32 protein-coding genes, 1 other RNA gene, 1 pseudogene and 1 riboswitch are annotated in these 26,750 nt (G+C 43.5%); of the genes and pseudogenes, 22 read left to right on the top strand and 12 right to left on the bottom strand.

What is annotated here, in order from left to right; translation table 11 throughout:
* Positions 1-253 precede the first annotated feature (253 nt).
* Positions 254-598: a PH domain-containing protein gene (locus tag BR62_RS0105050; protein WP_003153783.1), complete on the top strand. Its 345-nt coding sequence runs from the start codon at positions 254-256 to the stop codon at positions 596-598.
* 44 nt (positions 599-642) lie between these two features.
* Here the strand turns inward: BR62_RS0105050 and BR62_RS0105045 are convergent, their stop codons facing one another.
* On the bottom strand, positions 643-876 hold the full coding sequence (locus tag BR62_RS0105045; RefSeq protein WP_003153785.1) for a hypothetical protein: 234 nt from the start codon (positions 874-876) through the stop codon (positions 643-645).
* Positions 873-1,145 carry a hypothetical protein gene (locus BR62_RS0105040; RefSeq protein WP_003153786.1) on the bottom strand — a complete coding sequence of 91 codons (273 nt, stop codon included), beginning with the start codon at positions 1,143-1,145 and terminating at the stop codon, positions 873-875. The genes BR62_RS0105045 and BR62_RS0105040 overlap by 4 nt, the downstream gene beginning before the upstream one ends.
* Positions 1,146-1,215: 70 nt before the next feature.
* Here BR62_RS0105040 and BR62_RS0105035 point away from each other — a divergent pair, with 70 nt between their 5' ends.
* Complete coding sequence (locus BR62_RS0105035; RefSeq protein WP_003153787.1) at positions 1,216-1,698, top strand: Hsp20/alpha crystallin family protein; 483 nt, start codon at positions 1,216-1,218, stop codon at positions 1,696-1,698.
* On the opposite strand, the gene BR62_RS0105030 is transcribed toward BR62_RS0105035, so the two are convergent.
* Entirely contained in the window at positions 1,685-1,918 is a 234-nt protein-coding gene (locus tag BR62_RS0105030) for a hypothetical protein (RefSeq protein WP_012117743.1), read from the bottom strand. The genes BR62_RS0105035 and BR62_RS0105030 overlap by 14 nt on opposite strands.
* A 92-nt stretch (positions 1,919-2,010) precedes the next feature.
* On the opposite strand from BR62_RS0105030, the gene gerPC reads away from it, so the two are divergent.
* The 7 genes from gerPC to BR62_RS0105000 all read left to right on the top strand — a co-directional run bounded on the left by gerPC (position 2,011) and on the right by BR62_RS0105000 (position 7,682).
* Positions 2,011-2,391 (top strand): spore germination protein GerPC, encoded by a 381-nt coding sequence (gene gerPC, locus BR62_RS0105025; protein WP_007407981.1) that lies wholly within the window; start codon positions 2,011-2,013, stop codon positions 2,389-2,391.
* Between the two features lie 82 nt (positions 2,392-2,473).
* Positions 2,474-2,965, top strand: a complete 492-nt coding sequence (locus tag BR62_RS0105020; protein ID WP_025284851.1) for a TraR/DksA family transcriptional regulator — start codon at positions 2,474-2,476, stop codon at positions 2,963-2,965.
* A 144-nt stretch (positions 2,966-3,109) separates the two neighbouring features.
* The gene (locus tag BR62_RS0105015; protein WP_003153791.1) at positions 3,110-3,736 is read left to right on the top strand and encodes an FMN-dependent NADH-azoreductase; all 627 of its coding nucleotides are present in this window, start codon (positions 3,110-3,112) and stop codon (positions 3,734-3,736) included.
* Between the two features lie 214 nt (positions 3,737-3,950).
* Positions 3,951-4,136, top strand: a non-coding RNA gene (gene ssrS / locus BR62_RS19040) — 6S RNA.
* A gap of 107 nt (positions 4,137-4,243) precedes the next feature.
* Positions 4,244-6,022 (top strand): DNA helicase RecQ, encoded by a 1,779-nt coding sequence (gene recQ, locus BR62_RS0105010; RefSeq protein WP_032869962.1) that lies wholly within the window; start codon positions 4,244-4,246, stop codon positions 6,020-6,022.
* A gap of 235 nt (positions 6,023-6,257) precedes the next feature.
* Positions 6,258-7,127 (top strand): LysM peptidoglycan-binding domain-containing protein, encoded by an 870-nt coding sequence (locus BR62_RS0105005; protein WP_032869960.1) that lies wholly within the window; start codon positions 6,258-6,260, stop codon positions 7,125-7,127.
* A gap of 162 nt (positions 7,128-7,289) precedes the next feature.
* Entirely contained in the window at positions 7,290-7,682 is a 393-nt protein-coding gene (locus tag BR62_RS0105000; protein WP_007407986.1) for a hypothetical protein, read from the top strand.
* Positions 7,683-7,713: 31 nt separating this feature from the next.
* On the opposite strand, the gene BR62_RS0104995 is transcribed toward BR62_RS0105000, so the two are convergent.
* Both BR62_RS0104995 and BR62_RS0104990 read right to left on the bottom strand, forming a co-directional pair.
* Positions 7,714-8,691 carry a S66 family peptidase gene (locus BR62_RS0104995; RefSeq protein ID WP_032869958.1) on the bottom strand — a complete coding sequence of 326 codons (978 nt, stop codon included), beginning with the start codon at positions 8,689-8,691 and terminating at the stop codon, positions 7,714-7,716.
* Positions 8,692-8,755: 64 nt separating this feature from the next.
* Entirely contained in the window at positions 8,756-9,259 is a 504-nt protein-coding gene (locus BR62_RS0104990; RefSeq protein ID WP_014418107.1) for an N-acetyltransferase, read from the bottom strand.
* 188 nt (positions 9,260-9,447) lie between these two features.
* Between BR62_RS0104990 and BR62_RS0104985 the strand changes: the two genes are divergently transcribed.
* Together BR62_RS0104985 and BR62_RS0104980 are read left to right on the top strand one after the other, a co-directional pair.
* Complete coding sequence (locus BR62_RS0104985; protein ID WP_015239998.1) at positions 9,448-10,230, top strand: VLRF1 family aeRF1-type release factor; 783 nt, start codon at positions 9,448-9,450, stop codon at positions 10,228-10,230.
* 144 nt (positions 10,231-10,374) lie between these two features.
* Positions 10,375-10,911, top strand: a complete 537-nt coding sequence (locus BR62_RS0104980; protein ID WP_007407990.1) for a DUF420 domain-containing protein — start codon at positions 10,375-10,377, stop codon at positions 10,909-10,911.
* Positions 10,912-10,975: 64 nt separating this feature from the next.
* Here the strand turns inward: BR62_RS0104980 and BR62_RS0104975 are convergent, their stop codons facing one another.
* Complete coding sequence (locus BR62_RS0104975; RefSeq protein WP_032869957.1) at positions 10,976-11,641, bottom strand: lysozyme family protein; 666 nt, start codon at positions 11,639-11,641, stop codon at positions 10,976-10,978.
* Positions 11,642-11,832: 191 nt separating this feature from the next.
* Between BR62_RS0104975 and czrA the strand changes: the two genes are divergently transcribed.
* Positions 11,833-12,165: a Zn(II)-responsive metalloregulatory transcriptional repressor CzrA gene (czrA, locus tag BR62_RS0104970; RefSeq protein WP_012117736.1), complete on the top strand. Its 333-nt coding sequence runs from the start codon at positions 11,833-11,835 to the stop codon at positions 12,163-12,165.
* 29 nt (positions 12,166-12,194) lie between these two features.
* Here the strand turns inward: czrA and BR62_RS0104965 are convergent, their stop codons facing one another.
* A complete protein-coding gene (locus tag BR62_RS0104965) occupies positions 12,195-12,716 on the bottom strand; it encodes a CcdC protein domain-containing protein (RefSeq protein ID WP_032869954.1) in 522 nt (173 codons plus the stop codon).
* Between the two features lie 224 nt (positions 12,717-12,940).
* On the opposite strand from BR62_RS0104965, the gene BR62_RS0104960 reads away from it, so the two are divergent.
* The 6 genes from BR62_RS0104960 to BR62_RS0104935 all read left to right on the top strand — a co-directional run bounded on the left by BR62_RS0104960 (position 12,941) and on the right by BR62_RS0104935 (position 17,998).
* Positions 12,941-13,660 carry an MBL fold metallo-hydrolase gene (locus BR62_RS0104960; protein WP_014418104.1) on the top strand — a complete coding sequence of 240 codons (720 nt, stop codon included), beginning with the start codon at positions 12,941-12,943 and terminating at the stop codon, positions 13,658-13,660.
* The gene (locus BR62_RS0104955; protein WP_012117734.1) at positions 13,660-14,226 is read left to right on the top strand and encodes a TetR/AcrR family transcriptional regulator; all 567 of its coding nucleotides are present in this window, start codon (positions 13,660-13,662) and stop codon (positions 14,224-14,226) included. The genes BR62_RS0104960 and BR62_RS0104955 overlap by 1 nt, the downstream gene beginning before the upstream one ends.
* Before the next feature lie 52 nt (positions 14,227-14,278).
* Positions 14,279-14,989 carry an AraC family transcriptional regulator gene (locus tag BR62_RS0104950; protein WP_032869951.1) on the top strand — a complete coding sequence of 237 codons (711 nt, stop codon included), beginning with the start codon at positions 14,279-14,281 and terminating at the stop codon, positions 14,987-14,989.
* 68 nt (positions 14,990-15,057) lie between these two features.
* Entirely contained in the window at positions 15,058-15,390 is a 333-nt protein-coding gene (gene csaA / locus BR62_RS0104945; RefSeq protein WP_007407998.1) for a chaperone CsaA, read from the top strand.
* Between the two features lie 330 nt (positions 15,391-15,720).
* Positions 15,721-17,520, top strand: a complete 1,800-nt coding sequence (locus BR62_RS0104940) for a T7SS effector LXG polymorphic toxin (RefSeq protein WP_032869948.1) — start codon at positions 15,721-15,723, stop codon at positions 17,518-17,520.
* 13 nt (positions 17,521-17,533) lie between these two features.
* The gene (locus BR62_RS0104935) at positions 17,534-17,998 is read left to right on the top strand and encodes an SMI1/KNR4 family protein (RefSeq protein WP_032869945.1); all 465 of its coding nucleotides are present in this window, start codon (positions 17,534-17,536) and stop codon (positions 17,996-17,998) included.
* 39 nt (positions 17,999-18,037) lie between these two features.
* Here BR62_RS0104935 and BR62_RS0104930 read toward each other — a convergent pair whose 3' ends face one another.
* Positions 18,038-18,319 (bottom strand): hypothetical protein, encoded by a 282-nt coding sequence (locus tag BR62_RS0104930; RefSeq protein WP_032869943.1) that lies wholly within the window; start codon positions 18,317-18,319, stop codon positions 18,038-18,040.
* Positions 18,312-18,890 carry a MarR family winged helix-turn-helix transcriptional regulator gene (locus tag BR62_RS0104925; protein ID WP_032869940.1) on the bottom strand — a complete coding sequence of 193 codons (579 nt, stop codon included), beginning with the start codon at positions 18,888-18,890 and terminating at the stop codon, positions 18,312-18,314. The genes BR62_RS0104930 and BR62_RS0104925 overlap by 8 nt, the downstream gene beginning before the upstream one ends.
* Before the next feature lie 197 nt (positions 18,891-19,087).
* On the opposite strand from BR62_RS0104925, the gene BR62_RS0104920 reads away from it, so the two are divergent.
* Complete coding sequence (locus BR62_RS0104920; RefSeq protein WP_015417608.1) at positions 19,088-19,312, top strand: hypothetical protein; 225 nt, start codon at positions 19,088-19,090, stop codon at positions 19,310-19,312.
* Between the two features lie 43 nt (positions 19,313-19,355).
* Here BR62_RS0104920 and BR62_RS19815 read toward each other — a convergent pair.
* Together BR62_RS19815 and BR62_RS0104910 are read right to left on the bottom strand one after the other, a co-directional pair.
* Positions 19,356-19,582: pseudogene (locus tag BR62_RS19815) on the bottom strand (hypothetical protein).
* Positions 19,583-19,723: 141 nt separating this feature from the next.
* Positions 19,724-21,787, bottom strand: coding sequence for a molybdopterin oxidoreductase family protein (locus BR62_RS0104910; RefSeq protein ID WP_032869938.1), 2,064 nt, complete (start codon positions 21,785-21,787; stop codon positions 19,724-19,726).
* Between the two features lie 147 nt (positions 21,788-21,934).
* Positions 21,935-22,027: riboswitch (SAM riboswitch) on the top strand.
* A gap of 121 nt (positions 22,028-22,148) precedes the next feature.
* Between BR62_RS0104910 and BR62_RS0104905 the strand changes: the two genes are divergently transcribed.
* From BR62_RS0104905 to BR62_RS0104895, 3 genes are read left to right on the top strand one after another with little or no spacing between them, the layout of a single operon-like run.
* Positions 22,149-23,165, top strand: a complete 1,017-nt coding sequence (locus BR62_RS0104905; RefSeq protein WP_032869935.1) for a 2-hydroxyacid dehydrogenase — start codon at positions 22,149-22,151, stop codon at positions 23,163-23,165.
* Positions 23,158-24,624 (top strand): FGGY-family carbohydrate kinase, encoded by a 1,467-nt coding sequence (locus BR62_RS0104900; RefSeq protein ID WP_032869932.1) that lies wholly within the window; start codon positions 23,158-23,160, stop codon positions 24,622-24,624. Before BR62_RS0104905 ends, BR62_RS0104900 begins: the two co-directional genes overlap by 8 nt.
* Before the next feature lie 47 nt (positions 24,625-24,671).
* Entirely contained in the window at positions 24,672-25,919 is a 1,248-nt protein-coding gene (locus tag BR62_RS0104895) for an RbtT/DalT/CsbX family MFS transporter (RefSeq protein WP_032869929.1), read from the top strand.
* Between the two features lie 31 nt (positions 25,920-25,950).
* Here the strand turns inward: BR62_RS0104895 and BR62_RS0104890 are convergent, their stop codons facing one another.
* Positions 25,951-26,712, bottom strand: a complete 762-nt coding sequence (locus tag BR62_RS0104890) for a hypothetical protein (RefSeq protein ID WP_012117723.1) — start codon at positions 26,710-26,712, stop codon at positions 25,951-25,953.
* Positions 26,713-26,750: the final 38 nt, after the last annotated feature.

Raw genomic sequence — 26,750 nt, 5'->3', positions numbered from 1 at the left:
TTATGGCGAAGATAAAAAACTGACTTTTCGAAAAAAATACCGTTTTCTTGAAACCTTTTCTTTCGCTGAACCGTACTACTTCATAACAGCGGCACCTTTCGCGAAGGGCTTTTTTGATGAACGTTCTAAAAATGTAATCTGTTCGTAATGGTTTAAATGCCGTCTATGTCGTATTCTTATATAGGGATAAAGAACTTATTTTTTTATGATTGTAATAAAACAATAGTATAGAAGCAGAAAGTGGGGTTCTTCATTGGGAATTTTTTCTGTCAGCAGATCAACCGACACAAAAAAGCTGGAGGCTTTGCTCGTTGAGGGAGAACGGATCGAAACGATTTATAAACTGCGGGTTGACCAAATATGCTTTACGAATAAACGAGTGATTTTCTTTGATAATAAAATGTTCTCCAAAAAGAAAGTGCGCGTATTTCTTCCATATAAAACAATTGAAAGCTTCGCCATTCAAGAAGCGGGGATGTTTGATCCCGATACCGGGCTTGTATTAATGACAAGGGGAAAAACTTTCGAATTGGAATTTGCAAAAGAAACGGACTTGACTGAGGTTCAAGCCATCTTAACAAAATACTTATGCAGTTAAATATCACATAAAAGCCATCCGAATGCATGCGGATGGCCTTTTTATTATATAATGCTTGTTTTTCCGGAGTTCGAATCAATGAGATCCGGATCAGCAATAGAACTGATGGGGATATAAATCGGCGCCAAATCACCATTTTCTTCACCGAATCCGTAGTTGATCTTATTGGATAAAAAATAATCGATTTGCTGATACGGGCCGATCGTAATGGAAGAACCGCGGTCGACTGCATTTACTTTAAAGCCTCCTACATTTACCAAAACCGGCGAAAACATCATAATGGGCCTCCTTTTCCGGCAGGGATTTTATCGCATGCAGACTCAAAGGTAGATGGAGAATCAATTTGATCCCGGTCATCCACTTTGCCGTTCGTGCCGATGAAGCCGCTTGCATCTCCGAAGTTCTGTCCGTATCCCTGATTCTTTTTATCAGAATTCTGCCATTCCGCCAGTAAATTTTGTCCGACATTCACCGCTGAAGCATTTTCAAAGGAATTAATTTTCAACATGAAAATATTAATATTGATATATGGAGTTGGTTGAACCACAGGCAAACCTCCTTTAATACAGGTGTATGCCGGCTGTTATGACCGTATGCTTAGACAGGGGGCGATAAAAATGGATTTCGATAAGATGAAGCAATGGATGGAAATGGCGCAAAACATGTCCGGCGGCGACTTTTGGAAAAACGTTTTTGATGATGAACAACTGAAATCATTTCAAAACGGCCATTCTCATTTTCCCTTTCAACAGGGAGATGGGCAAATGAGAAGAAATGAGGATGCTTTTCCTCTTATAGATATTGTGGAAACCCATGATGAGCTCCAATTTTTACTGTATCTGCCCGGCTACCGGAAACAAGATGTTCAGCTGCTGTCCTACGGAGAATATATCGTCGTAAAAGGCACGAGAAAATCCTTTTTTAATGAACAGGATTTTAAACAGAAGACCGGAAAATACGGCGATTTTGAAAAAAAACTCGACCTTCCGCATTCCGCTCAGGGAACAAAGGGAATGCAGGCGGTATTCAAAGACGGGATTTTATATATATCGATTGCTAAACATCTGGGGGATGCAAGCCAGATCATTATCGAAGGCTGATCTTGTTTGCTGTGCCATCTATCAGATCTGAATCATCGATACTCATGATAGGGATGACGACAACGGTGCAATCACCGTTTTGTTCACCGTACCCTTCATTTCTTTTATTGGCTGCTGTGTTTCTCACCATAACGGAAGAGCCGGTGTTAAAAGTTGCTCCGCCGCTGATTCCGTTCATTTTTATATACTCAAAATTGATAACGGATGGAAAAAACATCATGATTCGCCTCCTTTTTGTATATCATGTTTATATATTCGCAATGCGGGACGCATAGAACTTTCCAAGAGTGACGGGGAAAGAAGTGATTTTCTTTGAAAAAAATAATGAAAGAGATTTTCAAAAAAGTGTGTGAAGAAGATTTAGACCGGCTTAAGAAAGTGGAACAACAGCTTGATGAGCTTCAGGATAAGTGTCATTTTGAGCCGCAGACGGTTGAAGGGGAAAAAACATATGTCCATATTGAGCACGTCAAAGTGGACAAGGTTGAATACAATATTGATTTTGAAAAGCTGAGTATAGAAGAGCTAAGCGGTATGCTGAATATCGGCGCCACTTACCATACACCGGCGCACAGGCTCAAACAAGCCTGCGCTGAAGAATTTCGGGACAACCCGCAAAATGATGCTGCGAAAGAAAAAAGACAGACAAAGCAGCAGACACCCAATGTCACCATCAGGGGGAGAAAGCATTGACCCCGTTGTTTCAGCCTCCTTTTTCAAGGGTATGTATTAACAGATGCAGCGAAGAACACAGACGAAAAAGGAGATGATGAATATGTCATTATCAAAAGTACAGCAGGACAGCCTTTATCATAAATTAATCGATTTAAAGGAAAGTCTTCAGGGAGAATCAAAAGAAAATCATTCAATGAGCGAAGACACAGGAGAACTGTCGAACGGAGTAGATAATCACTTAGCTGATCACGGAAGCATTTATTTGGACAGGGTCACGAATCAAACGCTGGACGGTGTCGATCAGAATCTTTTAGATGAGGTGAACGCCGCGCTTGAACGAATGGATAAAGGAACATACGGGATTTGCGAGAAAACGGGAAAAGAAATTCCTTATGAAAGACTTGAAGCCGTGCCGTACGCCAGAATGACCGTCGAAGCGCAGCGAGAAACAGAAGGGGATGTGAAAACAGACGCACCGTCATATGAAAGGGAATTTCACGAGCAGGTGAAAGACCTCTCAAATAAAGAAACCGTTGATCAAAAAAGCTCACAAACATACGAAATCCTGGATCGTGAGCAGGATTCACAATAATAGCAGCAGGTACATTCATATGTACCTGTTTTTTTATTCCATAAAAAATCTCAAAATCGAAATAAAATCATTGACTTTATATAAAAAAGAAAGTAACATACTATTTGTAAGTAAATATTAAAAGATTAGCGGGAGGAATTTAGAATGTCTCAAGTATTATTTGTAAAATCAAGTGACCGTACGGCTGAAGAAGGCGTATCCGTAAAATTATACGAAGCGTTTCTGGCTGCTTATAAAGAAAACAATCCGAATGATGAAGTGATCGAACTTGATCTTCATAAAGAAAACCTTCCTTACCTCGGAAGAGATATGATTAACGGAACATTTAAAGCTTCAAAAGGAATTGAAATGACAGACGAAGAGAAAAAACAAGCGTCAACTGCTGACATTTACTTAAATCAATTTGTCAAAGCTGACAAAGTCGTGTTTGCATTCCCGCTTTGGAACTTCACAGTGCCTGCCGTGCTTCATACTTATGTTGATTACCTGTCTCGCGCAGGAGTTACTTTCACATACACGCCTGAAGGACCAAAAGGTCTGATGGGAGATAAAAAAGTAGCGCTCTTAAACGCACGCGGCGGCGTATATTCTGAAGGACCGATGGCATCTCTTGAAATGTCATTAAACTTCATGAAAACCGTTCTCGGTTTCTGGGGTGTCCAAGATCTTCACACTGTTGTCGTTGAAGGCCATAATGCTGCACCGGATAACGCTCAAGCGATCATTGAAAAAGGACTGCAAGAAGCGAAAGATCTGGCTGCAAAATTCTAATTTTCATTAACTCTTGCGCCCTACAGGGTGTGAGAGTTTTTTCTATTATAGAAGAAACTGGCGGCAGCTTTCGATCTGATCTTATATTGATATATTGATATTTTGTCGAAAAAACAATTTTTATGTAGAATAAAGCATTTTTCACATAGAAAAAAGGTTTTCTGTAAAAGAATTAACCCTCTTGCCAAAATACGACTGATGGTGTAGGATATAAGAGAAGCTACATTGTTCGTATTGTTAATTAAGTTTTAACCTTTAAGCTGTAATAGGGAGTTTTATATCGAAGCCGGAATGTCATGCCTCCATTGCAGAGGACGACAGGAACGCTTCTGCAAACACCCACTTTGAGGAGTGGTGGTTTAAAACTTTCTTACTTGCGTACGGCATACGTAGCGAAAGCCATTTCCCTTGCGGAGATGGCTTTTTATTTTGAATTGCCCTTGAGCAGCGTACTTTATCAGTATGATAAAATAAAAGAATCAAAGACAAAGTGAGGTTTTACAACATATGCTGGAGAAAGCCCAATCCCTTCTGGCGCATTATTTTGGCTACGACAGTCTTCGCGCGGGCCAAAAGCAGGCGATACAATCAGTTGCAGAGGAGAGAAAAAACACGGTCTGCATTATGCCGACGGGGGGCGGAAAATCAATCTGCTATCAGATTCCCGCACTGCTGTTTGAAGGAACCACAATCGTTATTTCCCCTCTTATTTCCTTAATGAAAGATCAAGTCGACGCGCTTGAAGAAGCGGGTATCGCGGCAGCTTATATTAACAGCACTCAGACAAGCCGTGACATTCATGAGCGCCTGACCGGTTTGAAACAAGGGGCTTACCGGCTCTTTTACATCACACCGGAGCGTTTGACTTCTTCTGAATTCATTCACATCCTGCAGAATATTACGGTTCCTCTTGTCGCCATTGACGAAGCTCACTGTATATCGCAATGGGGACATGATTTCAGGCCGAGTTACCGGAATATCGAAATCCTTTTTAATGAATTAAAAGAACCGCCCGTCATCATCGCATTAACGGCGACGGCTACGCCTGAGGTTCATGATGACATCTGTAAGCAGCTTCATATTAAGAAAGAACAAACTGTATATACCGGTTTTGCCAGAGAGAATTTAACGTTTAAAGTAGTAAAGGGCGAAAACAAAGACCGGTTTATCGAGCGGTATCTGGAAAAAAATAAACACGAAGCCGGCATTATATATACAGCGACAAGAAAAGAAACCGACCGTTTATATGAGAAATTAAAACGCAGCGGCATCAATGCCGGCCGTTATCACGGCGGATTGGCGGATGATGACAGAAAAGACCAGCAGGAGCGGTTTCTTAACGATCAGATACAAGTGATGGTAGCTACGTCCGCTTTCGGAATGGGAATCGATAAGAGCAACATCAGGTTCGTTTTACACGCGCAGATTCCGAAAGATATGGAGAGCTATTACCAGGAAGCCGGACGGGCCGGGCGCGACGGTCTTAACAGCGAGTGTGTGCTCTTATTTTCGCCGCAGGATATTATGGTGCAGCGTTTTTTAATAGACCAATCGGCCGCCGGAGAAGAAAAACAAAAGCAGGATCTCAAAAAACTGAGACAGATGGTGGATTACTGCCATACGGAAGATTGCCTGCAGCGGTTTATTCTGAAGTATTTCGGCGAGAATGAGGCGGAAGCTTGCGGAGCATGCGGCAATTGCACTGATACAAGGACCGCCCATGACGTCACAAAAGAAGCGCAGATGGTATTGTCATGCATCATCAGAATGAATGAGCGCTTCGGAAAAACGATGGTGGCGCAGGTGCTTAGCGGGTCTAAAAATAAAAAAGTGCTGGAAAACGGCTTCAGCAGCCTGTCCACTTACGGCATTATGAAGCATCAATCCGCATCGGAAATCAGTGATTTTATCGAATTCCTTATTTCAGATGAATATATCAGAATGGCGGACGGCACATTTCCGACGCTTATGGTCACCCAAAAAGGCAGGGACGTTCTGCTTGGAAAAAGCGCAGTCGCGAGAAAAGAAGCTTTACAGGCCGCCGCCGTTACCGAAAATGATGAATTATTTGAGCTTCTCCGGCGTCTCCGCAAAGAGATTGCAGCTGAACAGGGTGTGCCTCCATTTGTCGTGTTCTCAGATCAGACGTTAAAAGAAATGTCGGCGAAACTTCCGAAAACAGATCAGGATCTTCTTTCCGTAAAAGGGGTCGGGGAACAAAAAAGATTGAAATACGGAGCAGTTTTTTTAGAAGAAATCCGAAATTATGTAAGAGAAACAGAGTGAAAAAAAGTTTTTTTAGAAATTTGCACATTGTGTTTTTCATTCGCGCCGGAAAAATCAGAAGCTTGAAAACCCTTGCTGTATCAGGGTTTCAGCAAGACTTACCAAGCGAGAGAAATGTTTCATGTAAAGGAACTGTAATCTAATTCAAATCGTTTTGTTATTGAACTGACATTTTCATATGTTACGATATCACCTGTTAGCCGCCAATAAAAAGCTAACAAGGGAGGATTTACTTATGAAGAAGACGATTATGTCCTTTGTCGCAGTTGCAGCAATTTCAACAACTGCATTTGGAGCTCACGCTTCTGCTAAAGAAATCACGGTGCAAAAGGGTGACACGCTCTGGGGGATCTCGCAAAAAAACGGAGTGAACCTAAAGGACTTAAAAGAATGGAATCAGTTATCTTCTGATTTAATCATTGAAGGAGAGAAACTGACTATTTCTTCAGTAGAAACAACCACATCTGGGCAGTACACAGTGAAGCAGGGCGACAGCCTCTGGAAAATTGCTCAGAAATTCGGAACATCAGTCGGCAATCTGAAAAGCTTGAATAACTTGCAATCAGATATAATTTACGCAGGCACAACGTTAAATGTGAAAGGTCAGGCTCAGGCTGCACAGCCGGCTCAAGAAGCCAGCCAGCCGCAAACTGAACAAAAACCAGCTGCCGAGACAGAACAGCCGAAACAAGAAGCTGTCAAAAACGAGCAGCCGAAACAAGAACCTGTTCAAGAACAACAACCTAAACAAGAAGCGAAGGCTGTCGAAGCAAAACAGCAGCCTGTTCAATCAAATACAAACCAACAAGAGCCTAAAAAGCAGCTGACAATGACTGCAACTGCTTACTCTGCTAACGACGGCGGCATTTCCGGTGTAACGGCAACCGGTGTTGACTTAAACAAAAACCCTGATGCAAAAGTCATCGCGGTAGACCCTAGTGTCATTCCGCTTGGCTCTAAGGTTTATGTTGAAGGTTACGGAGTGGCAACAGCAGCAGATACAGGCGGCGCAATTAAAGGAAATAAAATTGACGTATTTGTTGCAAATAAAATTGACGCTAACAACTGGGGCGTCAGAACAGTAAATGTTAAAGTATTAGACTAGTTTCATATAGAGATGAAGAACACAAGGCGAAATGCTTTGTGTTCTTTTTTTCTTCCCTTTTTTGACTGTATATAATCGTTATATGCGGAAAAAGAAAAAGCGTTTCTCTAATATAATAAGGAATGGATGTGAAAACGGAATCTGAAGGGATGTATGAATCTAATGGAGCCGGAATTTATATGTTTATGGAATGCCTTCACAGAATCACCGGTGTTTCATGCAGGTATATGCACCGCTTTCGCCATTGTGCTCGTTATCGGACTGTCTATGCCTGCTGTCAGGCTGTTTCAGGCGCTTGACAGAGGGAGAGGAAGGCCAGCCGTTATTGAAAAGGTGAGACGTACTGGCGTGATGAAGAATGGCAGGCACGAGCTTGTGCTTATTTTAAACGTAAAAAACCAAGACGGAACGCATGATAAACGTGAACTGACACATGCCGTATATAATGAAGAGATCAGCCGTTTTTATGAAGGAGCTTCCGTATGGGTGACGGCAGCGGCTGGCGGACGAATTATGATCGCTCCGCGCACGCCGCGGCATAAGGCGTCAAAATAAAAAGACGGGGCGGTTTTCCCGGCTTTATGTATTAATGCCGATCGATCCATATCCGTCCGCCTTCTGAGCCGGCTTCTATCCTGCATGTTCCTCCGATCGGGAATGTCATCAAAGGGGAGGTATGGCCGAAATCAGCATTTGCGATAACAGGCATGGATGACAGTTCTTCTTTTGTACGGATGACGGCACGCAGAGCCTCCTCAGACACATTTGAAGCATGCTGGAAACGTCCGATGACAATTCCCTTCACGGCTGAAAAAGCGGGAAGGTGGATGAGTGACTGCAAATCCCGGTCAAACATATGAATGTCCGACATATGATCATCTTCTATAAACAGAATCACTTGCTCCATCTCCGGAAAGTATTCGGTGCCCTGCAGAAGATTCAGCGTGCATAGATTTCCTCCGATCAGTGTTCCTTCCGCATATCCGGGTTGAATAACGAGCGGTCCCGGATTCCGATAAAAACGTCTGTCCTCCTGGTTCAAATACCATTTATCATCACTCCACTCGGATGAAGGCTTTACCTCATACGGGTTGTCAGAAGCACAGCAGGCCAAGAAAGAGTCAATCGTATAGTCCAGCCCTTTTTTCATGGCAAATGAAGAAAAATGGGGACCGGAATATGTAATAAGGCCGGTTTTTTGATATATGGCATGGCCGAGAGCGGTAATATCTGAATAGCCGCAAAGAATTTTCGGATGCCGCTTGATGTTTTCATAATCAAGATAGCGGAGCAGCTGATTTGATTGGAACCCGCCGAGTGTCGTCAAAATCGCTTTGATGTCAGGGTCAGCGAAAGCCTCGTGCAGATCCCGTACACGCGATTCAATGGATGATGAATCAAATTCATTTATTTCTTTCGCATGCTCTGAAAAAGAGACACAAAAGCCCAGCTCCTCCAATTTTGTCTTCGCGGCATTTATATTTTCATCTGACATAACGGACATGCTTGTGGCCGGAGACACAATACGAATGCCGTCACCTTTTTTCAATTTTTCCGGATACAAAAAAAACCCTCCTTATATGGTTTAATCTATTACACCATATAAAAGAGGGTTTCTCTATTATTTTTTACAGGTCGACCCATTTAATGCCGCCTGATTGCGTATCATTGTCAATCCAGACATCAAAGTGATGCTTTTCATAAAAATGAACGAGTCTGTCGACATGATCCCAATCACGCTTAGCGATGTCGCCCGTCACTTTCGGGATATTCTGCTCTCTGGCGATATGTTTTAAAAATTTCATGCAGATCGAGCCGTAGCCATGGTTCGGCGGGCCTTTAATGTCCCCGATATGAATGGCATTGTCATAATAAGAGGCGATCAGTGAAAAACAGCCTCTTCCCCGGTAGGCTGATTCACAATCAGTCAGCATAATCTTACATGTTTGGCCATCATCAATCGAGGAAACAATGATCCAATCGTCATTGTTCGATTGATCAATACCAAGCACTCGCGCGTCTTTTGATACATCTATCAGATTTTCCCGCATTCTGAAAATCTGAAATTCAAGTTTATGAAGCTCTTTTTCCAGCTCTTTCTGATCTCTTTCTTCTGCAGTAAACAAAATCATACTCCTTTCACAGCGTAAAAGTCTTAGTTAAACACAAGTATCCATTGTAGTAAATGATGTCTTGGTTTGTAAATGGGTTTTGCAAAAACTTTTTTAGAAAAGTCTGCCGTTTATATGTGGATTGACGTTTTTAAGGCGGTGCGGATAGGGAAAGGAACAGTGAGCAGCGGAAAAAGGAGGAATCTATAATGGCAATTGACTCACTCATCGGCAAATTGAAGTACGTAATGACGGAATCTCCTGATAAAATGCTTTCCTTATATGTAAATACGGATATGAGAAATCCGGATCAGCAGGGGGGAGAGTGGAAAATAGCCTTGAAAACCGGTTTTCGGAGATTAAAAGAGTATCTGTCTGCCAGTGATCCGGAAGAAGAAAAATCTCTCGTCCGCATCATGGAACGTGTCTATCAATATATCGATGGGCTTGGTAAAGAGATGCCGCGAAGTCTCGTATTTTTTGCGTCGGGAGAAGGCGGTATTTGGGAGACGATTGAATTGCAGGTGCCTGTTGAAACACGATTTTATTGGGAAGAGACGGCTGTCCTTGATCAATTAGAAATTCTTCGTGAACAATTTCCGAGCACGGCTTTTATTCTCACCCAGCAGAATGAAGTGAAGATCATAGAAACCGTACTCGGAAAAATTGAAGGAGTGGAGCATTATCATTACGACGTCATCAATGAATCGTGGAAACCGCAGGATGTAAGCGGAAACTCCGCATCGATGGACGAAGACGCCGCCAAAGCCCACGTCGAAGAAAACCAAAACAGGCTGTATAAACGATTGGCTTCGAACCTTGATCAGAAGGCCGCTTCACACCAATGGGAGCGTCTCGTAATCGCAGGGGACAAAGAAACAGCCGATATTCTCGATCAGCACATGAATAAACCGATTGATCGGATCATTCCAAAAAATCTGTTGAATGAAAACGAACATAAGGTGATAGAAGAACTGTTGAAGGAAGCATAATATGACGAAAGGCCGGGTCTCAAACACCCGGTCTTTTTAGGGCTTAAGTTTGTCTAATTTCTGACGAAGCGGGCGAAACCGTTGACATCAAAGCTGAATTCTCATACCATTTGGATAGTCAGTAAAATTGAGAGAGGTCATAAGATGAATCAGACAGAAAACAAACCTAAAAGTTATACCGGTATCGTGCTGACATTGACCGTTCTGATCAACGGGTTAATTGCGGTGCTGTTTTTTATGCCGAAATCGGGACAGGTCAGCATTGCCAATATTCATATTCTGCCGATGTTAAATGCCATTTTTAACAGCTTTACTTTTATCTTTTTGCTGGCAGCGCTCTTTATGATTAAGCAAAAAAATATTCAAGCGCATAAACGCTTTATTTTGGCGGCGTTTACGACGACTCTGCTGTTTTTGATCTGCTATGTCGTATACCACTCTGTGGCTGAAAATACTTTATTCGGCGGCCACGGCATCATTCGGGGGATTTATTTCTTTATTTTAATTACGCACATCTGTCTTTCCGCCGTTATCGTGCCGCTTGCGCTGTTTACGCTGATCAGAGGATTCAGCATGCAAGTGGAGCGCCACAAAAAAATCGCGAGATGGACGATGCCGCTCTGGCTGTATGTCAGTCTGACGGGTGTCATTGTATACTTAATGATCTCACCGTATTATTAAAAAAAGCCGTGCTCTGCGCGGCTTTTTTCTATTGATTGAAAAAGGCGCCTCATCAGGGCGCCTTTTACTCTTCAAGCGTTTCAAGTGTTGTTACATTTAAGGATTGTTCAACGGTTTTTGTTTTTGCTTTTACTTTTTCTGCGTACGTGTAATCACCATAGCAGTAGGGATAACGGAAATTGTCTTTGTTCCCTCCGCAAGTGTAAAGTTTCGGATTCTTTTTGACCTGCTGCTCGGAGTATTGTTTTGCCAGTTCCTCAGTATGCGATCTTCCATGTTCAGCCACAAAATCAATATAGCCGGCTCCCATGTTGTAGCTTTGTATAATCGTATCCAAGTCTACGCCTTTTTTCTTGCCTGTTTGGTACATGAGAGTGAATTGTTTGATTCCCTGTTTGATACTGGTTTGAGGGTTTTTAATCTCATTTCGCTTTAAACCCAGAGATTCTGAAGACTGCATGGGATCATTTCCTCTTCCTTTTGACTCCTGATATATCATGCCGAGTACAAGCGATGTATATTTGGTGAGTCCTTTTTCATCCAGCTCGTCTTCAACAAGCGGTTTGTAATCTGTCAGCCGTTCAAGGACGATCGGCTTGACATCAAACGGAAGACTTTTGAGCCATTCATTATTTGAAAATAACAGAATGAGGAAGAAGGAAACCATGACAAAAACACATATCATCATAAGACCCGCGGCAGCGAAACAGCCTTTTTTCTTTTTCTCCACTGTGTTTCACCCTCAATTTCAGGAGCATTATGACTTTTTCATTATGACACAGATGAATGCGCGAAACCAAGCGGAAACCCGTATTTGAAACATAAATTTAAAATAACGGTTCTTTTGTCAGGCGCAGGATGTATCTGCATCAATTGACATTTGGTATAATTGGGCTACTTGAGAAAAGAAGGGTGAGGTATATGACTGAATTTCACGAATCCGGAAACAAAAATGACCCCGCTGTCGATTTAGATGAGGAAACTTTATTTTTGGTTGCCCAGACTTTTAAGGCGCTGTCTGATCCGACCAGAATCAGAATTCTCCATTTGCTGTCACAGGGTGAGCACGCGGTAAATGATATCGCAGAAAAGCTGAATTTGCTGCAGTCTACCGTTTCTCATCAGCTGCGTTTTCTTAAAAATCTGCGCCTCGTCAAATCACGCAGAGAAGGAACATCCATCTATTATTCTCCTGAGGATGAACATGTGTTAGATGTGCTTCAGCAAATGATTCACCATACGCGGCACGATTAAAAAACATCCCTGCTTTTGAGACAGGGATGTCAGCCGTACTGACTGTTATTGGTTTGGTCTCTGCTCGTTTTTAAAACATAAAAAGAGAAGCCGCTGTAATAAACTGCGATGAAATAAAAGATACTGATGGACAGCGGATCGGCCCCGACCGTTTGGCTGTATGCCTCCGGATGGGTAAAGTCCGCTGTGACCCGGTAAATTTCAATAACGCGATAAACAAATCTCGATAGGAATAACGTTAATAGAATAAGTTCAATCCACAGGTGAGTGCGAAAATATATTTTTCCGCGGCGTTCTTCAAAAGAAATGTTCCGTTTAGCAAACAGGACCAGAAGCCAGCCGCAAAAAGTGCCGAATATAAGATGGCCGTATAAAGCCGGGTGTGTGATGCTGAAAAACGCCAGAGCTGCGGCCAGCAATGAAAACAAAATCATTCTTGTATAAAGCCAGCGGGGTTTCAAAGGCTGAAAGCCGACGGACCGTTTCACCTTTTTATACAGAAAAAAGGCAATCATTAAGACAGGGCAGATGCTTTGAAGTGTGATATGCATGGTGTGGAACTCCCCCTCCGTTGAGTAGTGTATGCTTATCCGGCTGGTTTTAGTAGTGTGATTTATTCGCAGGCTGAAAGCATCTTTTATCACATTATGCACGTTTCTTTTTTTGGCATAAGAGAATCGCCCGCGCCTTTTTCAGGATTTAAACATAAAACTCTTGAAAAACTAACGGTATTAGGTATAATAAAACTAATGATATTAGTTTTAGGAGGATGTTCATGAGAATCTTACAATACGGAACCGTTTGGCAGCTGACTTTTTTTCCAGCGCTTTTCCCGGTGAATTGTTATTTGGTTGAAGAAGAAGAAGGAGTAACCCTGATTGACGCCGGACTGCCTAACAGTCATAAAGGAATCAAACAAGCATTGCGGCAGCTTGGGAAGCCGCTGAATGACATATTACTCACCCACGCGCACGGGGATCACATCGGTTCGCTTGACTCATTAGCTGCGGAATTTCCGGATGCTTCCGTCTGTATTTCTGAGCGGGATTCTTTCTTGCTGAAAGGTGACACTTCATTATTTGAGCATGAAGCACAAACACCGATAAAGGGGGGAGTGCCGAAAAATGTTCAGACCGAACCTGATCGCCTGCTGAAAGGCGGCGAGCGGATCGGATCTTTACTTGTCATTCCCGCTCCCGGTCATACGCCGGGAAGCCTCGCTTTTAAAGATATGAGAAATGATATGCTGATCGTCGGAGATGCCTTTCAAGTACGGGGCGGCCTTGCTGTTTCTGGGAAGCTGAAATGGAAATTTCCGTTTCCGGCTTTTGCTACGTGGAATAAAGAAGAAGCTGTAAAAACAGCAAGAACACTTATCGCTCATCAACCAAGCAGTCTGGCCGCCGGACATGGAAATGTTCTCTGCAATCCCGTTGAAATGATGGCTGAGGCTGCTGAGGAAGCCGAACGAAGCCTGCCGGGAGGCCGATCATAATGTCACCGAGAGTCGGAATGAGCCTTGACATGATATTGAGAGCCGCAGCAGGCATCGCTGACGAAAAAGGGCTGAACGAAGTGACGCTTGCGGCTGTTGCAAAGTCCTTAAACGTAAAACCGCCTTCCCTTTACAATTTTGTCAATGGCCTTCAAGGAATTAAAACAGAGCTGGCTGTCTCCGGTTTAACTATGTTATATGAAAAAATGGCGGCCTCTGCAGAAGGACTGACGGGCGAAACGGCTTTGCTTGCTCTTGCCGATGCCTATATCAATTTCGCCGAAGCCAATCCCGGATTATATGACGCAACATTTCAAAAGATAAAAGACGGGCGGATTGAGAATCTGTCAAGCCTGCTTGTAGAGCTTGTTGTCAGGCAGCTGACTGCTAACGGTTATGCACAGTCTGACACTGCGATTCATGCTGCGAGAGGACTGAGGAGCCTTCTTCACGGATTTGCCGTGTTGAGAAAACAGAGTGCATTTGAATTAACCGAATCAATTAAGGAAAGCCGGAAGTTTGCAGTTGTTGCTTTTCTAAGAGGTTTGCAGGAGAGGGAACAATAATATTATTATGTAAACTAAATAAAAAGACGCATCATGTAAAAAGGAGGGACAAATGGATTCATTACAACATATCATTTGTGAGCGGCGCACCTATTCACATATATTTGATTCTCATGCACACACATACTGCCAAATGCTCTTTCCGCTCGAAGGACAGCTGGACCTGGAGACAGAAAGACGTAAAATCAGATTAAAACCTGATCAAATGTTGTATATTCCGCCCGGGCATGAACATCGGTTCCGTTCTTTGGAGCGAAATGAATGTCTCGTTCTCGACATACCGGCATATTTTTTCAAAGGTTCATTAGACCCCGGCGTTCTGAATAAGCTTGATCCTTTTTGGACATCGATTCGGTTTCTGCTGACAGAAGAGACAAAGCAGCAGTCGGCTCATTCATTGAGTCTGCTTGCAGAATATATTGCTGAAAAGATACAAGAAAACCGTACGAATGATTCAATTGCGTATATCCGCCGAAATCTCTCAAAGACTTTTACAATTAAAAAGCTTGCCGCAATGGAACATTACCACCCGGCGTATTATTCCGACTGGTTTAAAAAGCAGACGGGGAAAAGCCCGCAAGCTTATATTGCTGAGCTCCGTATGAAGAAAGCGGAACAAATGCTTATTGAAACAAAATGCCGGCTGACAGACATCAGTCAGGAGGTCGGCTTTCAAAATTTGTCTTCCTTTACCAGATGGTTTGTCAGACATAAGGGAATAACGCCGCGCGTCTTCCGAAACACCTTTCAATCTGATAAATAATCCTGAAAATCGGTTAAATAAACTGCTTCTTTTTTTGGTATCATGATTGTAAAAAAGGAGTTTTTGATATGGCAGTCATCGAAGATTTTATCAAGCTTGATCTTAGAATAGGAACGGTCGTAAAAGCGGAAGTATTCCCGGAAGCAAAGGTGCCGGCCATTAAGATGACAATAGATTTCGGCGAAGAGATCGGCATGAAACAATCAAGCGCCCAGATTACAAAACGGTACGAACCGGGTGATCTGATGGGCAGACAGGTTACAGCTATTGTCAACTTTCCGCCGCGGCGGATCGCCGGATTTAAGTCAGAAGTTCTCGTTCTCGGCGGCATCCCGGAAAAAGGAGACGTTGTCCTGCTTACGCCAGAGCAGACAGTACCGAACGGAACGAAAATCGGATAATAAAAAAAGACGTTTGCAGAAGCAAACGTCTTTTGCGTATTGAGGCGATACACCACACGCCACATTCGTGTGTGCCGCAAGGGCATGTGCATCGGCTTACACAATTCAGCTCATCGCTATATCAATATAGCATGCCGGGTGTGGAAATGCAAGAGATTTTTTAATATATGTTATATCTGGCTTTGTTTTACCGATCCCAGATTCCTTCGTGTAAGGTTTCATTTGAAATTTTATGATCTTGAATAAAGCAGTTCGACAAATGCAAGAGATTCATCTAATCTTATATCCTATGGTAAAATTTAGACAGAAAGAAGCAGAAAGAAGCCGTAAATGAAAGTATTTGAAGCAGCCTCGTTCATTTCAGCCGCAGAAAAGCGGGCAAAACAATACGATCAGATTAGAGAACAATTTATCAATCTCAGAAAAGCGTTTCAGGGAATGGCTGACTTAGACGACAGTGAGTTTTCAGGCAAAGGCGCAGACAACATCAAAGCATTCTTTCAAGATCACGCCGGTGTCACAGACAGCTGGCTTGATCTGATCGATATGAAGATTGCGTTTCTTAACAGTATTTCAGGAAAAGTAGCTGATGCCGGATTGGCCGCTTCGTTTGTGGAAGAGTCATTTTTAGAACATGAGTTGATTCATGCGAAGAATAAATCAACAGCTATCATGCAGGAGCAGCGCAATGAAATGAAAGGTATCCTTGATGAAATCAGCGATATCATTCATCTTGATGTTTTCTCTATAGAAGATGTCGATCAAAAGCTTAAGTCAGCAGATAAAAAAAGGAACGATACCATACATAAACTCGGCAAGCTTGATCACGATCTAACGAAAGAATACGCAGAAACCGAAGCAAACGAACAGTTCATCCAAGCCGACTTTCAGCAGCTCCAAAACGCCACAGGCAAAGGAAAAAGCGCCACGCCGCTTCACTACAACGCCAAAGCGTACCGTGAAAGCGACATCCATAAGAAAAAAGGCGATATCGCAAGACATTCGGATGCTTATTTGACGATTAAAAAGGAAGAAGCGAAAGAGCGGGAAATCAAGGATCTGAAGAAAAAGCTCGCTGACGGTGTGACCGATCCGGATGAATATTTGGAAATTGCGAAGAAGATCGGCTATGAAAACCTTGAACCTTCCCAGCAGCAATATGTCATTCAGCTTGAACAAGCAAAACAGCTGGAAGAAGCCGGAGAAGTGACTTGGGATATTTTAAAAGGAGCCGGCATCGGCCTTTATGATGTCGGGAAAGACACGGTTAGCGGGTTATGGGACTTCATAACCGATCCGGGAGAAACCTTGTCAGCACTGGGGAATGCAGTACTTCATCCAGTAAAAACATATGATGCTGTTTCAGCAGCAATCGAGGAATCGTATCAAAAAGATATGGTGAACGGAGATGCTTACTCCAGATCAAGATGGGTGACATATGCAATTGGTTCAGCAGCTGTGGCTGTCGTCGGAACGAAAGGCGCAGGAGCCGTTAACAAAGCTGATGCGGCGGGGAAAGTCATAAACAGGGCAGGACAGGCAGGGAAGAAAATTAAAGACGTTAAACTTCCAGAACTGCTTCCTTATAACTCTAAATATGATCTTGCTCTGTCGGGTGACGTACCATACAATGTGGTTGACAGCCAAAACCTTAAAAATGAACTTTTGACCAATGCAAAGAAAATCCCGGATGGAACGAGAAAGCCGTTTACTGGTCAAGAAATAAACCTTCCTTGGTTAAATAAAGAAAAGTATGGTGCTGTTGAAATAGACGGCAAAGTAAAAGTTAAAGGACAAATTAGAGATGTAAGCCGTAGAGTCTATACCTTAAAGGACATTGATATTAATCAAAAAACTCCAAAAGGAAAAACCAACCTGGAATTAATGAAAGATGGTAAGTCTCCTTATGCTAAAGACGGAACACAGATTAACTTACATCACCTCATACAAGAAGAAAGTGGACCGTTGCTTGAGATACCTAATAGTTTACATACAAAGTATAGCGACGTAATACATGGCCTTAAAGGTAATGGAGAAAGCTTCCGGAATGATGTTTACCTGGAGAAACAGTACAATAACTTTAAGACAAGGTATTGGAAGTGGAGAGCAAAACAATATGAGAAAGAATAAGGGGTTATAAACCATGGATTTTTATTTGAAAGTAACAGAATTCATAGCTGATAATGCAAAAGAAAAAGATTTTACGGGTGGGATTGGAGAAGATGAAATTTTAAAAATTGAGCAAGATCTTCAAGTCACGCTGCCGGATAGCTACAAATGGTTTCTTAGAAACTATGGTTCTGGCGGGGTTTATGGAATCGATTTATTAGGCTATGATTTTGGCGGTGCTTCAGTTGTAGAAACAACCAGGGAATATCATGAATATAGGGGATTGCCAAGTGGCTTAGTAGTCATAGAACATGTTGATTTTTTTGGGTATTGTTTAGATACCAATAAAATCAACAGTGAAGGAGAATGTCCAGTTGTTATTTGGAGTGAATTCGGTGGCTATAAAGAACTTAATTCTGCCCATTTTATAAAGTTCTTTTATGAAAGACTTCATGAGATGAAAGAAAACTGGGAAGAAGATGAAGACTGGGACGATTAATAAAAGAAAGCTCTCTTTTAGAGAGCTTTTTTCAGATTTTCAATTTTTAACAGGCTTTATAATGAGCAAACAGGCATTACTCAAAATACTCGCCGTGCCTATCCAAAGCAGCCATTGTGTTGCGGTCAGCCATGAGGCAGTTAGGATAAAGAGTCCAATGGCAATTGATATATAATTGCCGGCTCGGTCCAGTTTACGGTTGCAATGAATTTTATATTTAGCATGAGAAATAAATTGATCAATTTTATCTTTCAGCTCATAGCATTTTTCCTTCATTTTATCCTCTGTTTCTTTTACTTTTCGATAAAGCATATTATTCATCGTCTGCACTCCCATATCGCCGTTTTGAAAATTCAGCCATGATTTTTTCTTCATAGTCATCTGAGATGAATTGTGCCTGATCTTCAACTTTCAAATGTGCTTTTTCTTCAAAACCATCCTGTTCTTCACCATCAAAACGATAAAGTTTTTGCAATAGCCTCCAGAATGTTTCAATTTCATCAGTTGTGAAGTCATGAAACATATCCGCTAAAAAATAGGTGGATTTTTCTGAACAGGAAATTAACGCTTTTTTTCCTTCAGCGGTAATCTCAATATTGATTGCACGTTTATCCAGTTTGCTTGGCACAGTGTGAACATATCCTTTTTTCGCGAGGCTTGAAATTAATTTGTTAGCGGTTTGTTTTGTTGTGCCCAGCTTTTTAGCGATATTCATAAGTGTGGTATCTTCCGTCGGTAAATGGGCAATAGCAATAAGAGTCATGTGCTGTCGGGAAGTCAACATTTCTAAGTATTCGTCCCCCCGAGCCTGCACTTTATTGACAACCGAAAATAATGATGCGTAACTTTGTTGCATAACATGCAGTTCCTTCATTAATAAATTAATATCCATAAGGTATCTCCTATCTTAATTGTCACCATGTTGACAATTATAATATACAACGAAATGGGGAAAAAGTCAACATGGTGACTAATTGGAGGGGTTACGGCTGTTTTCAAAAATGTCACAGGCAGTCGGAGTGTTTACAGAAGGGGTAATAAGTAAAAGAATGCGAAAAGGCATTAATCCAAAGTGAGAAGGTGTTTGACATGCAGAAAGTGAACTGGTCAGAACAGTATGAATGGTTCAATAAACAAGATGAAAAAGACGGGCGTTTAATGGCGCTCCTTCGTCATGAGCTTACATATGAGGAAGTCATACGGTTATATAAGAAAGGGTTTTATTTGAAATCTAAAGAAGGGGATGTTTCGTTACGTAAGAATGATATCTGTCGTATGTTTGGGGTTGAAGAGAGGCAGGGCGGCGAATCTTAATAAACGGGAAGAGAAAAACTCTTCCCGCTTTTCATGGCAGCTGTTATTCTTTTTCCAGCATGGAAGTCAGCCATTCTCTTAATGCAGTTTTCTGTACATACCGCTTTCCGTTTCTCGTGATATGCGGAATGTCGGAGGTGTCGGGCACGATTTGTTTCGCTTCTTCCTTGGTAACTCCGAAATAATACCAATATAGAAGTGTAAATCTTTTTCTTTAATGAGAATGTGGTCAGTGTGTTCATGAGGATCAGGTGATTTAAAATTTTTCAATCCGTCTCCTATGAAATATCCGGCTAAAGCGATTCCGATGCCGGTATGATATCCATACAGCAAACCTCCAATAAACGTTATCACTTTTTATACGGTGAAGCCGGCTGAAAGGATTCAGCCTTCATCAAAACCGCCCGGCGTTTATTGCGGACGGTTTTGATTGCTGAGCTTTTCCACCTGCACCTTTCCGGAGAAGAAAACAGCGCCTCCGCCCATATCCGCCAGCCGATCGGGCGTGAGCGAATTGACGAGCTGTTTTTTATCATCCATATCGGCCCAAAGACCTTGGCTGACTGCAACGCCGGGAAGCACCTGTTCGCCGACCGAAACTGTCAATTCACACTCTCCGCGGTGATTCCAAACTCTAACGGTTTCCCCGTCTTCTATGTTCCGGCGTACAGCATCTTCTGTATGAATAAAAAGCTTTGGCGCTTTTTCCAGTTTTACGTGTTTTTCGTTATTCGAAAATGTCGAATTTAAAAAATTATGATTCGGTCCCGGGACAAATAAAAGCGGAAAATCGTCATCTCTCTCAAGAGGGATGTGTGTCGGCAGCGCCGGATAACCGTCCTGTTTCATCTTTTCCGAATATAATTCAATTTTTCCGCTCGGTGTTTTGAGCTTTCCCGGAAAAAGCGGTTTTTTCCGTTTGGCTTTCATGAAGGAATGGCGTGAGAGCGCTTCGTAATCAATATCCTCGATATACGGATTGTCGGGAAAGTCCAGCGCCTGTCTGATCAATTCTTCATCGGTATCCTGAAGCTCCTGCTCGGTAAATCCCATTGCTCCGGCAAGCAAACGGAACACTTCCGTATTCGATTTGCTGTCCCCGCAGGGTTCGATCACCGGTTTTTGCAGCTGAATAAAATGATGCCAGTAAGACGTGTAAAAATCCGTGTTTTCCAAAGCGGATGCAGCAGGGAGCACGATATCCGCGTATTTGGCGGTTTCCGTTAAAAACAGATCGTGAACGACTGTAAATAAATCCTCCCGCAGCAGGCCTTTTCTGACTTTATTCGCTTCCGGCGCAACCACTGCGGGATTCGTACCGTAAATAAACAGGGAGCGCACGGGCGGTTTTGTTTCTAAAAGAACGCTTCCGAGCCTGTTCATATTAAATGATCGTGGCTTCCTGCCGTAAAGCAGATCAGGCCGCTGGAGCGCTTGTCTGTTATAGTTTAATACCGCGCTGTTGTGCTTGATTGCGCCTCCTCCGGTGTTGAGCCACTGTCCTGTAACAGCCGGAAGGCAGGCAACGGTGCGGACGATCATTCCGCCATTGTCATGGTGCTGAATGCCGTTTCCGATCCTGATAAGGGAAGGGGAGGTTTCCCCGTACATTCTCGCAAGGCGTCTGATATCGTCGGCTTTAACGCCTGTAATAGCAGAAACCGTTTCCGGATCATAGTGTTTAACATGCGCTTTTAATTCGTCACTGCCTTCGGTGTATTCTGTGAGAAATGCTTCATCGTGAAGGTTTTCGTCGAATAAGACATGCATGATACCGAGGGCGAGTGCGGCATCTGTGCCGGGGCGAATGGGAATAAACCAATCGGCAAGCCGGCCGGTTTGGTTCTTATGTACATCGATAACGACAATTTTAGCCCCTTTTTTCCGGGCTTTTTGAGCAATCATGACTTGGTGCATATTCGTGCTGACGGCATTGATCCCCCAAAAAATAAAGAGCTTTGCATGTATGGTCTCCTCCGGATCAGTACCCGCTCCTTCTCCCATTGTATAGTTATAGCCTTCAGAACCGGCTTTGCTGCAGATCGTCCGTTCGAGATGACTCGCTCCGAGACGATGGAAAAAACGGCGGTCCATTCCCTCTGCCGCCAGTTTTCCCATATTGCCGTAAAAGCTGTACGGAAGAATGCTTTCCGCTCCTTCTTCGGCAATAAGCTCTTTCCAGCGCGCACTGATCGTATTGATCGCTTCCTCCCAGGAAATAGGCGCAAACGCGGCTTCACCTTTTTTACCGATCCGTTTTAACGGAACGGTTACGCGCTTTTCATCATAAATGCGCTCAGCCATGTGTCTGACTTTGTTGCAAATATTCCCTGATGTGACCGGGTGATCGGGGTCTCCCTGAATGTTAACGATTTTTCCGTCTTTTTTTGTCACAAGCAAGCCGCATTGATCGGGACAGTCTAGTGAGCATACCGACTTAAAGACCCCGTTCGGCTGTGTTGCAGCAGAATTCATAGCCCATTTCTCCTCTTTGTTTATATTGTAAGCATTATAACATTTCAAAATCGAACGTCAATTCAGAAAAAAAGTGTTGACATCACGGAAAGACTTTTCTATGATGAGTTTATTCTTTTAAACAGCCTGACAATTTCATCATTTTATTTTCTATCCAGAGAGGTGGAGGGACTGGCCCTACGAAACCTCGGCAACATTTATTGTGCCAATTCCAGCAAGCGTATGCTTGAAAGATAGGAAAGAATGATCTATACATATTTGTGCGCTTCAAGCGCATAAAGACGGTATATGAATCTCTTTCCTTCTTTGGGGAAAGAGATTTTTTTATGACAAAATTTATGTGAAAAGGATGTTTTGCACCATGACGGTTTTAATTACCGCACCATATCACGACGAGGGGCTGAAGGAGCTGACTGAGCTGTTCGGCCGGACTGTGCACCGGCCGTGGAAGAAGCACGGCCGGGCCTATCGGGAAGATGAATTGATCCGAATGATTCAAGAGACAAACGCGTCGGGGCTTATCACTGAACTTGATGAGGTGTCTGAGCGTGTTATTGACATATTGCCTGATTCCGCTTTTATCGGTGTCTGCAGAGGAATGCCGTCTAACGTGAATATTGCGGCGGCGACTAAAAGAAAAATCCCCGTTTTCTTTACACCGGCCCGCAATGCCCAGGCTGTTGCTGAAATGTTTATCGGAAATGTGATTTCATTTTTGCGTCATACGTATTCTTCCCATCAGTGGCTGAAGGACGGGAAGTGGAACGGTGATTATTTGCAGGCTTACGTCAAATTCAGAGGAAATGAGCTGACGGGGAAAACAGTCGGCCTTATCGGTTTCGGAGCTGTCGGACAGAGAATCGCCCGGCTATTGGCCGCTTTTGACTGCAAGGTGCTTTACTATGATCCATTTGTCCATCATGAAAACCGGGAGTATGAAAAAACGACGATTGAACGGGTATTTTCTGAAAGTGATATTGTTTCCGTTCACTTACCGCGCACAGAAGAAACCATCGGCCTTATCGGCGCCCGGCACTTTCAATTGATGAAACAGGAAGCTGTTTTTGTCAATACGTCAAGAGCGGCGGTTACAGACAGGGAAGAGCTGCTGCGGGTGCTGAAAGAACGGCGGATTAAGGGAGCGATCCTTGACGTGTTTTATCACGAACCGCCTGAATCTTCTGATTATGAATTGATCTCTTTGCCGAATGTGTTAGCGACTCCCCATTTAGCGGGCGCAACATTTGAAGTGGAAGATCATCATGTGAAGATTTTAAATGAAGCGCTTTTCAAATGGAAACAAGATCAAACCTGCTCAATACGTGAACTTTATAACAAAAGAGAACTTGAAACGGAAGGAGGAGGCTGTAATGGCTGAACAAAAAGGCTACCTTGTATTTGACATCGGGACGGGGAATGCGCGAGTCGCGGTCGTGACTGCCGGCGGCGAAGTGACCGCGCTTGAAAGGGAAGACATTGAATATGTGACGGATCCGCTTTATCCGGACGGACGATATTTCTCACCGGAAGGGTTATGGAAGCAAATCAGCGCTATGGCAAGGAAGGTTATTGGCAAAAGCCCTCATATTACATTAATCGGAATCACCTCAACAAGCCAGAGGCAGGGAATTGTTCTGATCAATAAAGATAAAAAGGCATTTCTCGGTCTGCCCAACATTGATAACAGAGGCCGTGAATGGGAAGACGGGATTGAGACAAAAGAAGAAGTGCATCAGCAAACCGGACGTCTTCCGAGCGCTTTATTTTCCGCCATGAAACTTGTCGGATTAAAAGCTAGACAGCCGTCTTTATGGAAAGAAGTGAAGTACATCACAAGCATCAGTGACTGGGTGACATTTGAGCTGAGCGGTATTTTAAGCTATGAACCGTCACAGGCTGCTGAAACACTGCTGTTTGACGTAAGGAAAAAGGCGTGGTCAGAGAAATTATGCAACATCTTCGGTGTGCCTTCTGCCATTCTTCCTTCACTCGTCCGATCTGGGACGGTTGTCGGAATGTTAACGTTTAAGAAAGCGGCGGTTCTCGGTCTATCTGAAAGAGTGCCTGTGATTGCAGGCGGGGGAGACACACAGCTTGCCATCAAAAGTGCAGATGCAAAGCCGGGAGATATCGTCATCGTATCCGGCACGACGACGCCGATTACAAAGATAACAGCGGAGACCGGAACCGAAAGTTTAACGAATGCATGGCTGAATTGCCATACAGAAGAAGGTCAATGGCTTCTTGAAACGAATCCGGGTGTAACAGGACTCAATTATCAAAAATTAAAATCCATTTTTTATCCGAATGAATCCTACGGCGTTATGGAACGGGAAATCGCAAGTCTGCCGAAACATGATCATGCTTGTATTTCTGCGTTAGGCTCCTATTTATCGCCTGAGAAAAACGCACTGGCAAAAGGCGGATTTATTTTTGACGCTCCGCTGTCCCAAAACTTAAGCAGAGCCCATTTTGTCAAAGCCGCACTGCTGGAAATCGCTTTTTCAATCAAATGGAACTATGAGGCGTTAACAGAGGTGGCTTCCTTTTCACAAGATGATGTGAAGGTGTGCGGCGGCGGTTTCCAAAGTGATGCTTTGACGCAGTTTCTTGCTAACCTTCTCCAAAAGAAAATCTATAAGAGAGAGGGGTTCAGCCAGGCATCCGCAATGGGAGCGGTGATGATTTGTAACGAAGCTCTCGGTGTGAAAGCAGAGCTTTCGAGCCGCACAAAGGTAATTGAGCCGGAAGCGGATCAGACGGATCTCTTCCTATATGAAGAATGGAAACATACGCAAAAATTATTTACTCATTTTCAGCCGGCGGTGAAAGCCTGACTTGGGGATGAGATGACAACATGAAAGATTGCTGAGGAGGAACAAAAATGCTTAATAAAATAGGAATTCCGAAACAGCTCGCATGGGGATTTTTGGGAGTCGTGCTGTTTATGATGGGGGACGGCCTTGAACAAGGCTGGCTCAGCCCGTTTTTAGTTGAAAACGGCTTGACGGTACAGCAATCAGCATCCCTGTTTACGGTTTACGGTGTTTCTCTCGCTGTGGCGTCTTGGTTTTCAGGGGTCTGCCTCGAAGCCTTCGGCGCAAAGCGGACGATGTTTATGGGGCTGTTGTTTTACGTTATCGGAACAGCCGCGTTTATCGCATACGGATTTGAAAATCTTAATTTGCCGGTGATGTATGTCACGTATTTTATTAAAGGGCTGGGTTATCCGCTGTTTGCCTATTCTTTTTTGACATGGGTGATTTACCGGTCGCCGAAAAACAGGCTCAGTACGGCGGTCGGCTGGTTCTGGATTGCATATTGCTGCGGGATGTTTGTATTCGGTGCTTGGTATTCAAGCTGGGCCATCAAATCCTTCGGCTATTTGAATACACTGTGGAGTTCAATTTTCTGGGTCTGCCTCGGCGCGTTTTTTGCTTTGATTTTAAATAGGGAACGCTTTGAAAAGAAAAAGGCAGATAAGCGGGAAAAGGCGCAGGAATTAATGAAGGGAATCACCATCCTTGCTGAAAATCCGCGTGTGCTCTCTGGGGGGATCATTCGGATCATTAACAGCATTGGTACATACGGATTTCCGGTATTTCTTCCGATGCATATGGCGCAACACGGCATTTCTACAAATGTATGGCTTCAAATTTGGGGAACGATCTTTCTCGGAAATATCGTCTTTAACTTAATCTTCGGCGCAGTCGGCGATGCATTCGGCTGGAAGAAGACTGTCATGTGGTTCGGGGGAGTGGGCTGCGGCATTTTTACTCTTTTATTATATTATGCTCCTGTTGTATCACATGGGAACTTGCTTTTCGTCAGCATTGTCGGTTTTATATGGGGAGGGCTCCTCGCCGGGTTCGTTCCGATCGGGGCTATCGTGCCGACGGCGGCCGGCAGCGATAAAGGTGCTGCCATGTCTGTGTTAAATCTGGCTGCGGGCCTGTCGGCATTTGTCGGCCCTGCGCTTGCCTGGGCGTTCATCGGACTTGTCGGCGCACAAGGCGTTGTATGGATTTTCGCAGCGCTCTATTTCGTAAGTGCAATCTTGACAAATCAAATCAAAATACCTGAAGAGAAAACGGCAAAACACAATAAAGCATTGCCTGAATACGCTTCTTAACAGCAGCGCCCCGAAAATTCGGGGCGTTTTTTTACAGCTGCTGAAGAAACCCGGCAAAGCGCTGAATTTGTTCACGTAACGATTGTTTGTTTTCGTGAAATTGTTTGAAACGATGTCCGTTTGCTCCGGACGGATGCGGGAAGCCTTCCAGAATGACCGCATGACCCATTCTGCCGTTCTTCTTCAGCATGCGGCAGGCTGATTCTGCTGCTTTGCCGAGAGGGATAAGCAGAATGTCCTTTTTCATCATTTCTATTTCATCCGGAAAACATGTCAGCGCGTAACGGCTTAGAAGAGCTGACCTGCTGATTGCCGGCCGATGTCCCGTATAGTTTTTCTGTTTATAAAAAACAGGGTGTTTGATAACGGACGTTGTATGAAGAAGCTCCCGTTTTGAATCAAATAACCGGGATGAATCCTCAACGTGAAGCGCGGCCGGCAGACCGCATTCATTAAGCATTTCGATGATGTTCTGTCTCATTGAACCGGAAAGTCCGGCCGCTTTTTTTGTTTCATAGGCTATCGTTTCAAGAGTTTCGCCATCTTTTAAAAGCTGTGCCGCTTTTTTGTAAGCCAGCTGCATTTGAAAAAAACCGGGTGTGATTCCGGAAATGGCAACGACTGCATAAGGGTTAATATATTCATTATGAGGCGAATAATACAAATCCAGATCTCCGTCCTTAGCTAAATGGAAAGCCGGAGTCAGCAAATCCGATTTTGTAAACCCTACCGAAGAAGATAGTGCTTTAAGCTGCTGCAAAAAATGCGCAAGCCGCTCACGATCGCAAATCATGTTATGCCTCCTTGAATCCGCCGGTTTCTCTTAGTGTC

It is taken from the genome of Bacillus sp. UNC69MF, from assembly GCF_000746035.1.
Taxonomy (GTDB): Bacteria; Bacillota; Bacilli; order Bacillales; family Bacillaceae; genus Bacillus; species Bacillus velezensis.
This window is presented reverse-complemented; position numbering and strand designations above follow the sequence as displayed.

What these genes read in the sequence shown, in the direction of transcription:
- BR62_RS0105045 (WP_003153785.1), bottom strand. Translation starts at nt 876, where the DNA reads ATGATGTTTTCGCCGGTTTTGGTAAATGTAGGAGGCTTTAAAGTAAAT.
- BR62_RS0105035 (WP_003153787.1), top strand. Translation starts at nt 1,216, where the DNA reads ATGGATTTCGATAAGATGAAGCAATGGATGGAAATGGCGCAAAACATG.
- BR62_RS0105030 (WP_012117743.1), bottom strand. Translation starts at nt 1,918, where the DNA reads ATGATGTTTTTTCCATCCGTTATCAATTTTGAGTATATAAAAATGAAC.
- BR62_RS0105020 (WP_025284851.1), top strand. Translation starts at nt 2,474, where the DNA reads ATGTCATTATCAAAAGTACAGCAGGACAGCCTTTATCATAAATTAATC.
- BR62_RS0105015 (WP_003153791.1), top strand. Translation starts at nt 3,110, where the DNA reads ATGTCTCAAGTATTATTTGTAAAATCAAGTGACCGTACGGCTGAAGAA.
- recQ (WP_032869962.1), top strand. Translation starts at nt 4,244, where the DNA reads ATGCTGGAGAAAGCCCAATCCCTTCTGGCGCATTATTTTGGCTACGAC.
- BR62_RS0105005 (WP_032869960.1), top strand. Translation starts at nt 6,258, where the DNA reads ATGAAGAAGACGATTATGTCCTTTGTCGCAGTTGCAGCAATTTCAACA.
- BR62_RS0105000 (WP_007407986.1), top strand. Translation starts at nt 7,290, where the DNA reads ATGGAGCCGGAATTTATATGTTTATGGAATGCCTTCACAGAATCACCG.
- BR62_RS0104990 (WP_014418107.1), bottom strand. Translation starts at nt 9,259, where the DNA reads ATGATTTTGTTTACTGCAGAAGAAAGAGATCAGAAAGAGCTGGAAAAA.
- BR62_RS0104985 (WP_015239998.1), top strand. Translation starts at nt 9,448, where the DNA reads ATGGCAATTGACTCACTCATCGGCAAATTGAAGTACGTAATGACGGAA.
- BR62_RS0104980 (WP_007407990.1), top strand. Translation starts at nt 10,375, where the DNA reads ATGAATCAGACAGAAAACAAACCTAAAAGTTATACCGGTATCGTGCTG.
- czrA (WP_012117736.1), top strand. Translation starts at nt 11,833, where the DNA reads ATGACTGAATTTCACGAATCCGGAAACAAAAATGACCCCGCTGTCGAT.
- BR62_RS0104965 (WP_032869954.1), bottom strand. Translation starts at nt 12,716, where the DNA reads ATGCATATCACACTTCAAAGCATCTGCCCTGTCTTAATGATTGCCTTT.
- BR62_RS0104960 (WP_014418104.1), top strand. Translation starts at nt 12,941, where the DNA reads ATGAGAATCTTACAATACGGAACCGTTTGGCAGCTGACTTTTTTTCCA.
- BR62_RS0104955 (WP_012117734.1), top strand. Translation starts at nt 13,660, where the DNA reads ATGTCACCGAGAGTCGGAATGAGCCTTGACATGATATTGAGAGCCGCA.
- BR62_RS0104950 (WP_032869951.1), top strand. Translation starts at nt 14,279, where the DNA reads ATGGATTCATTACAACATATCATTTGTGAGCGGCGCACCTATTCACAT.
- csaA (WP_007407998.1), top strand. Translation starts at nt 15,058, where the DNA reads ATGGCAGTCATCGAAGATTTTATCAAGCTTGATCTTAGAATAGGAACG.
- BR62_RS0104940 (WP_032869948.1), top strand. Translation starts at nt 15,721, where the DNA reads ATGAAAGTATTTGAAGCAGCCTCGTTCATTTCAGCCGCAGAAAAGCGG.
- BR62_RS0104935 (WP_032869945.1), top strand. Translation starts at nt 17,534, where the DNA reads ATGGATTTTTATTTGAAAGTAACAGAATTCATAGCTGATAATGCAAAA.
- BR62_RS0104930 (WP_032869943.1), bottom strand. Translation starts at nt 18,319, where the DNA reads ATGAATAATATGCTTTATCGAAAAGTAAAAGAAACAGAGGATAAAATG.
- BR62_RS0104925 (WP_032869940.1), bottom strand. Translation starts at nt 18,890, where the DNA reads ATGGATATTAATTTATTAATGAAGGAACTGCATGTTATGCAACAAAGT.
- BR62_RS0104920 (WP_015417608.1), top strand. Translation starts at nt 19,088, where the DNA reads ATGCAGAAAGTGAACTGGTCAGAACAGTATGAATGGTTCAATAAACAA.
- BR62_RS0104910 (WP_032869938.1), bottom strand. Translation starts at nt 21,787, where the DNA reads ATGAATTCTGCTGCAACACAGCCGAACGGGGTCTTTAAGTCGGTATGC.
- BR62_RS0104905 (WP_032869935.1), top strand. Translation starts at nt 22,149, where the DNA reads ATGACGGTTTTAATTACCGCACCATATCACGACGAGGGGCTGAAGGAG.
- BR62_RS0104900 (WP_032869932.1), top strand. Translation starts at nt 23,158, where the DNA reads ATGGCTGAACAAAAAGGCTACCTTGTATTTGACATCGGGACGGGGAAT.
- BR62_RS0104895 (WP_032869929.1), top strand. Translation starts at nt 24,672, where the DNA reads ATGCTTAATAAAATAGGAATTCCGAAACAGCTCGCATGGGGATTTTTG.
- BR62_RS0104890 (WP_012117723.1), bottom strand. Translation starts at nt 26,712, where the DNA reads ATGATTTGCGATCGTGAGCGGCTTGCGCATTTTTTGCAGCAGCTTAAA.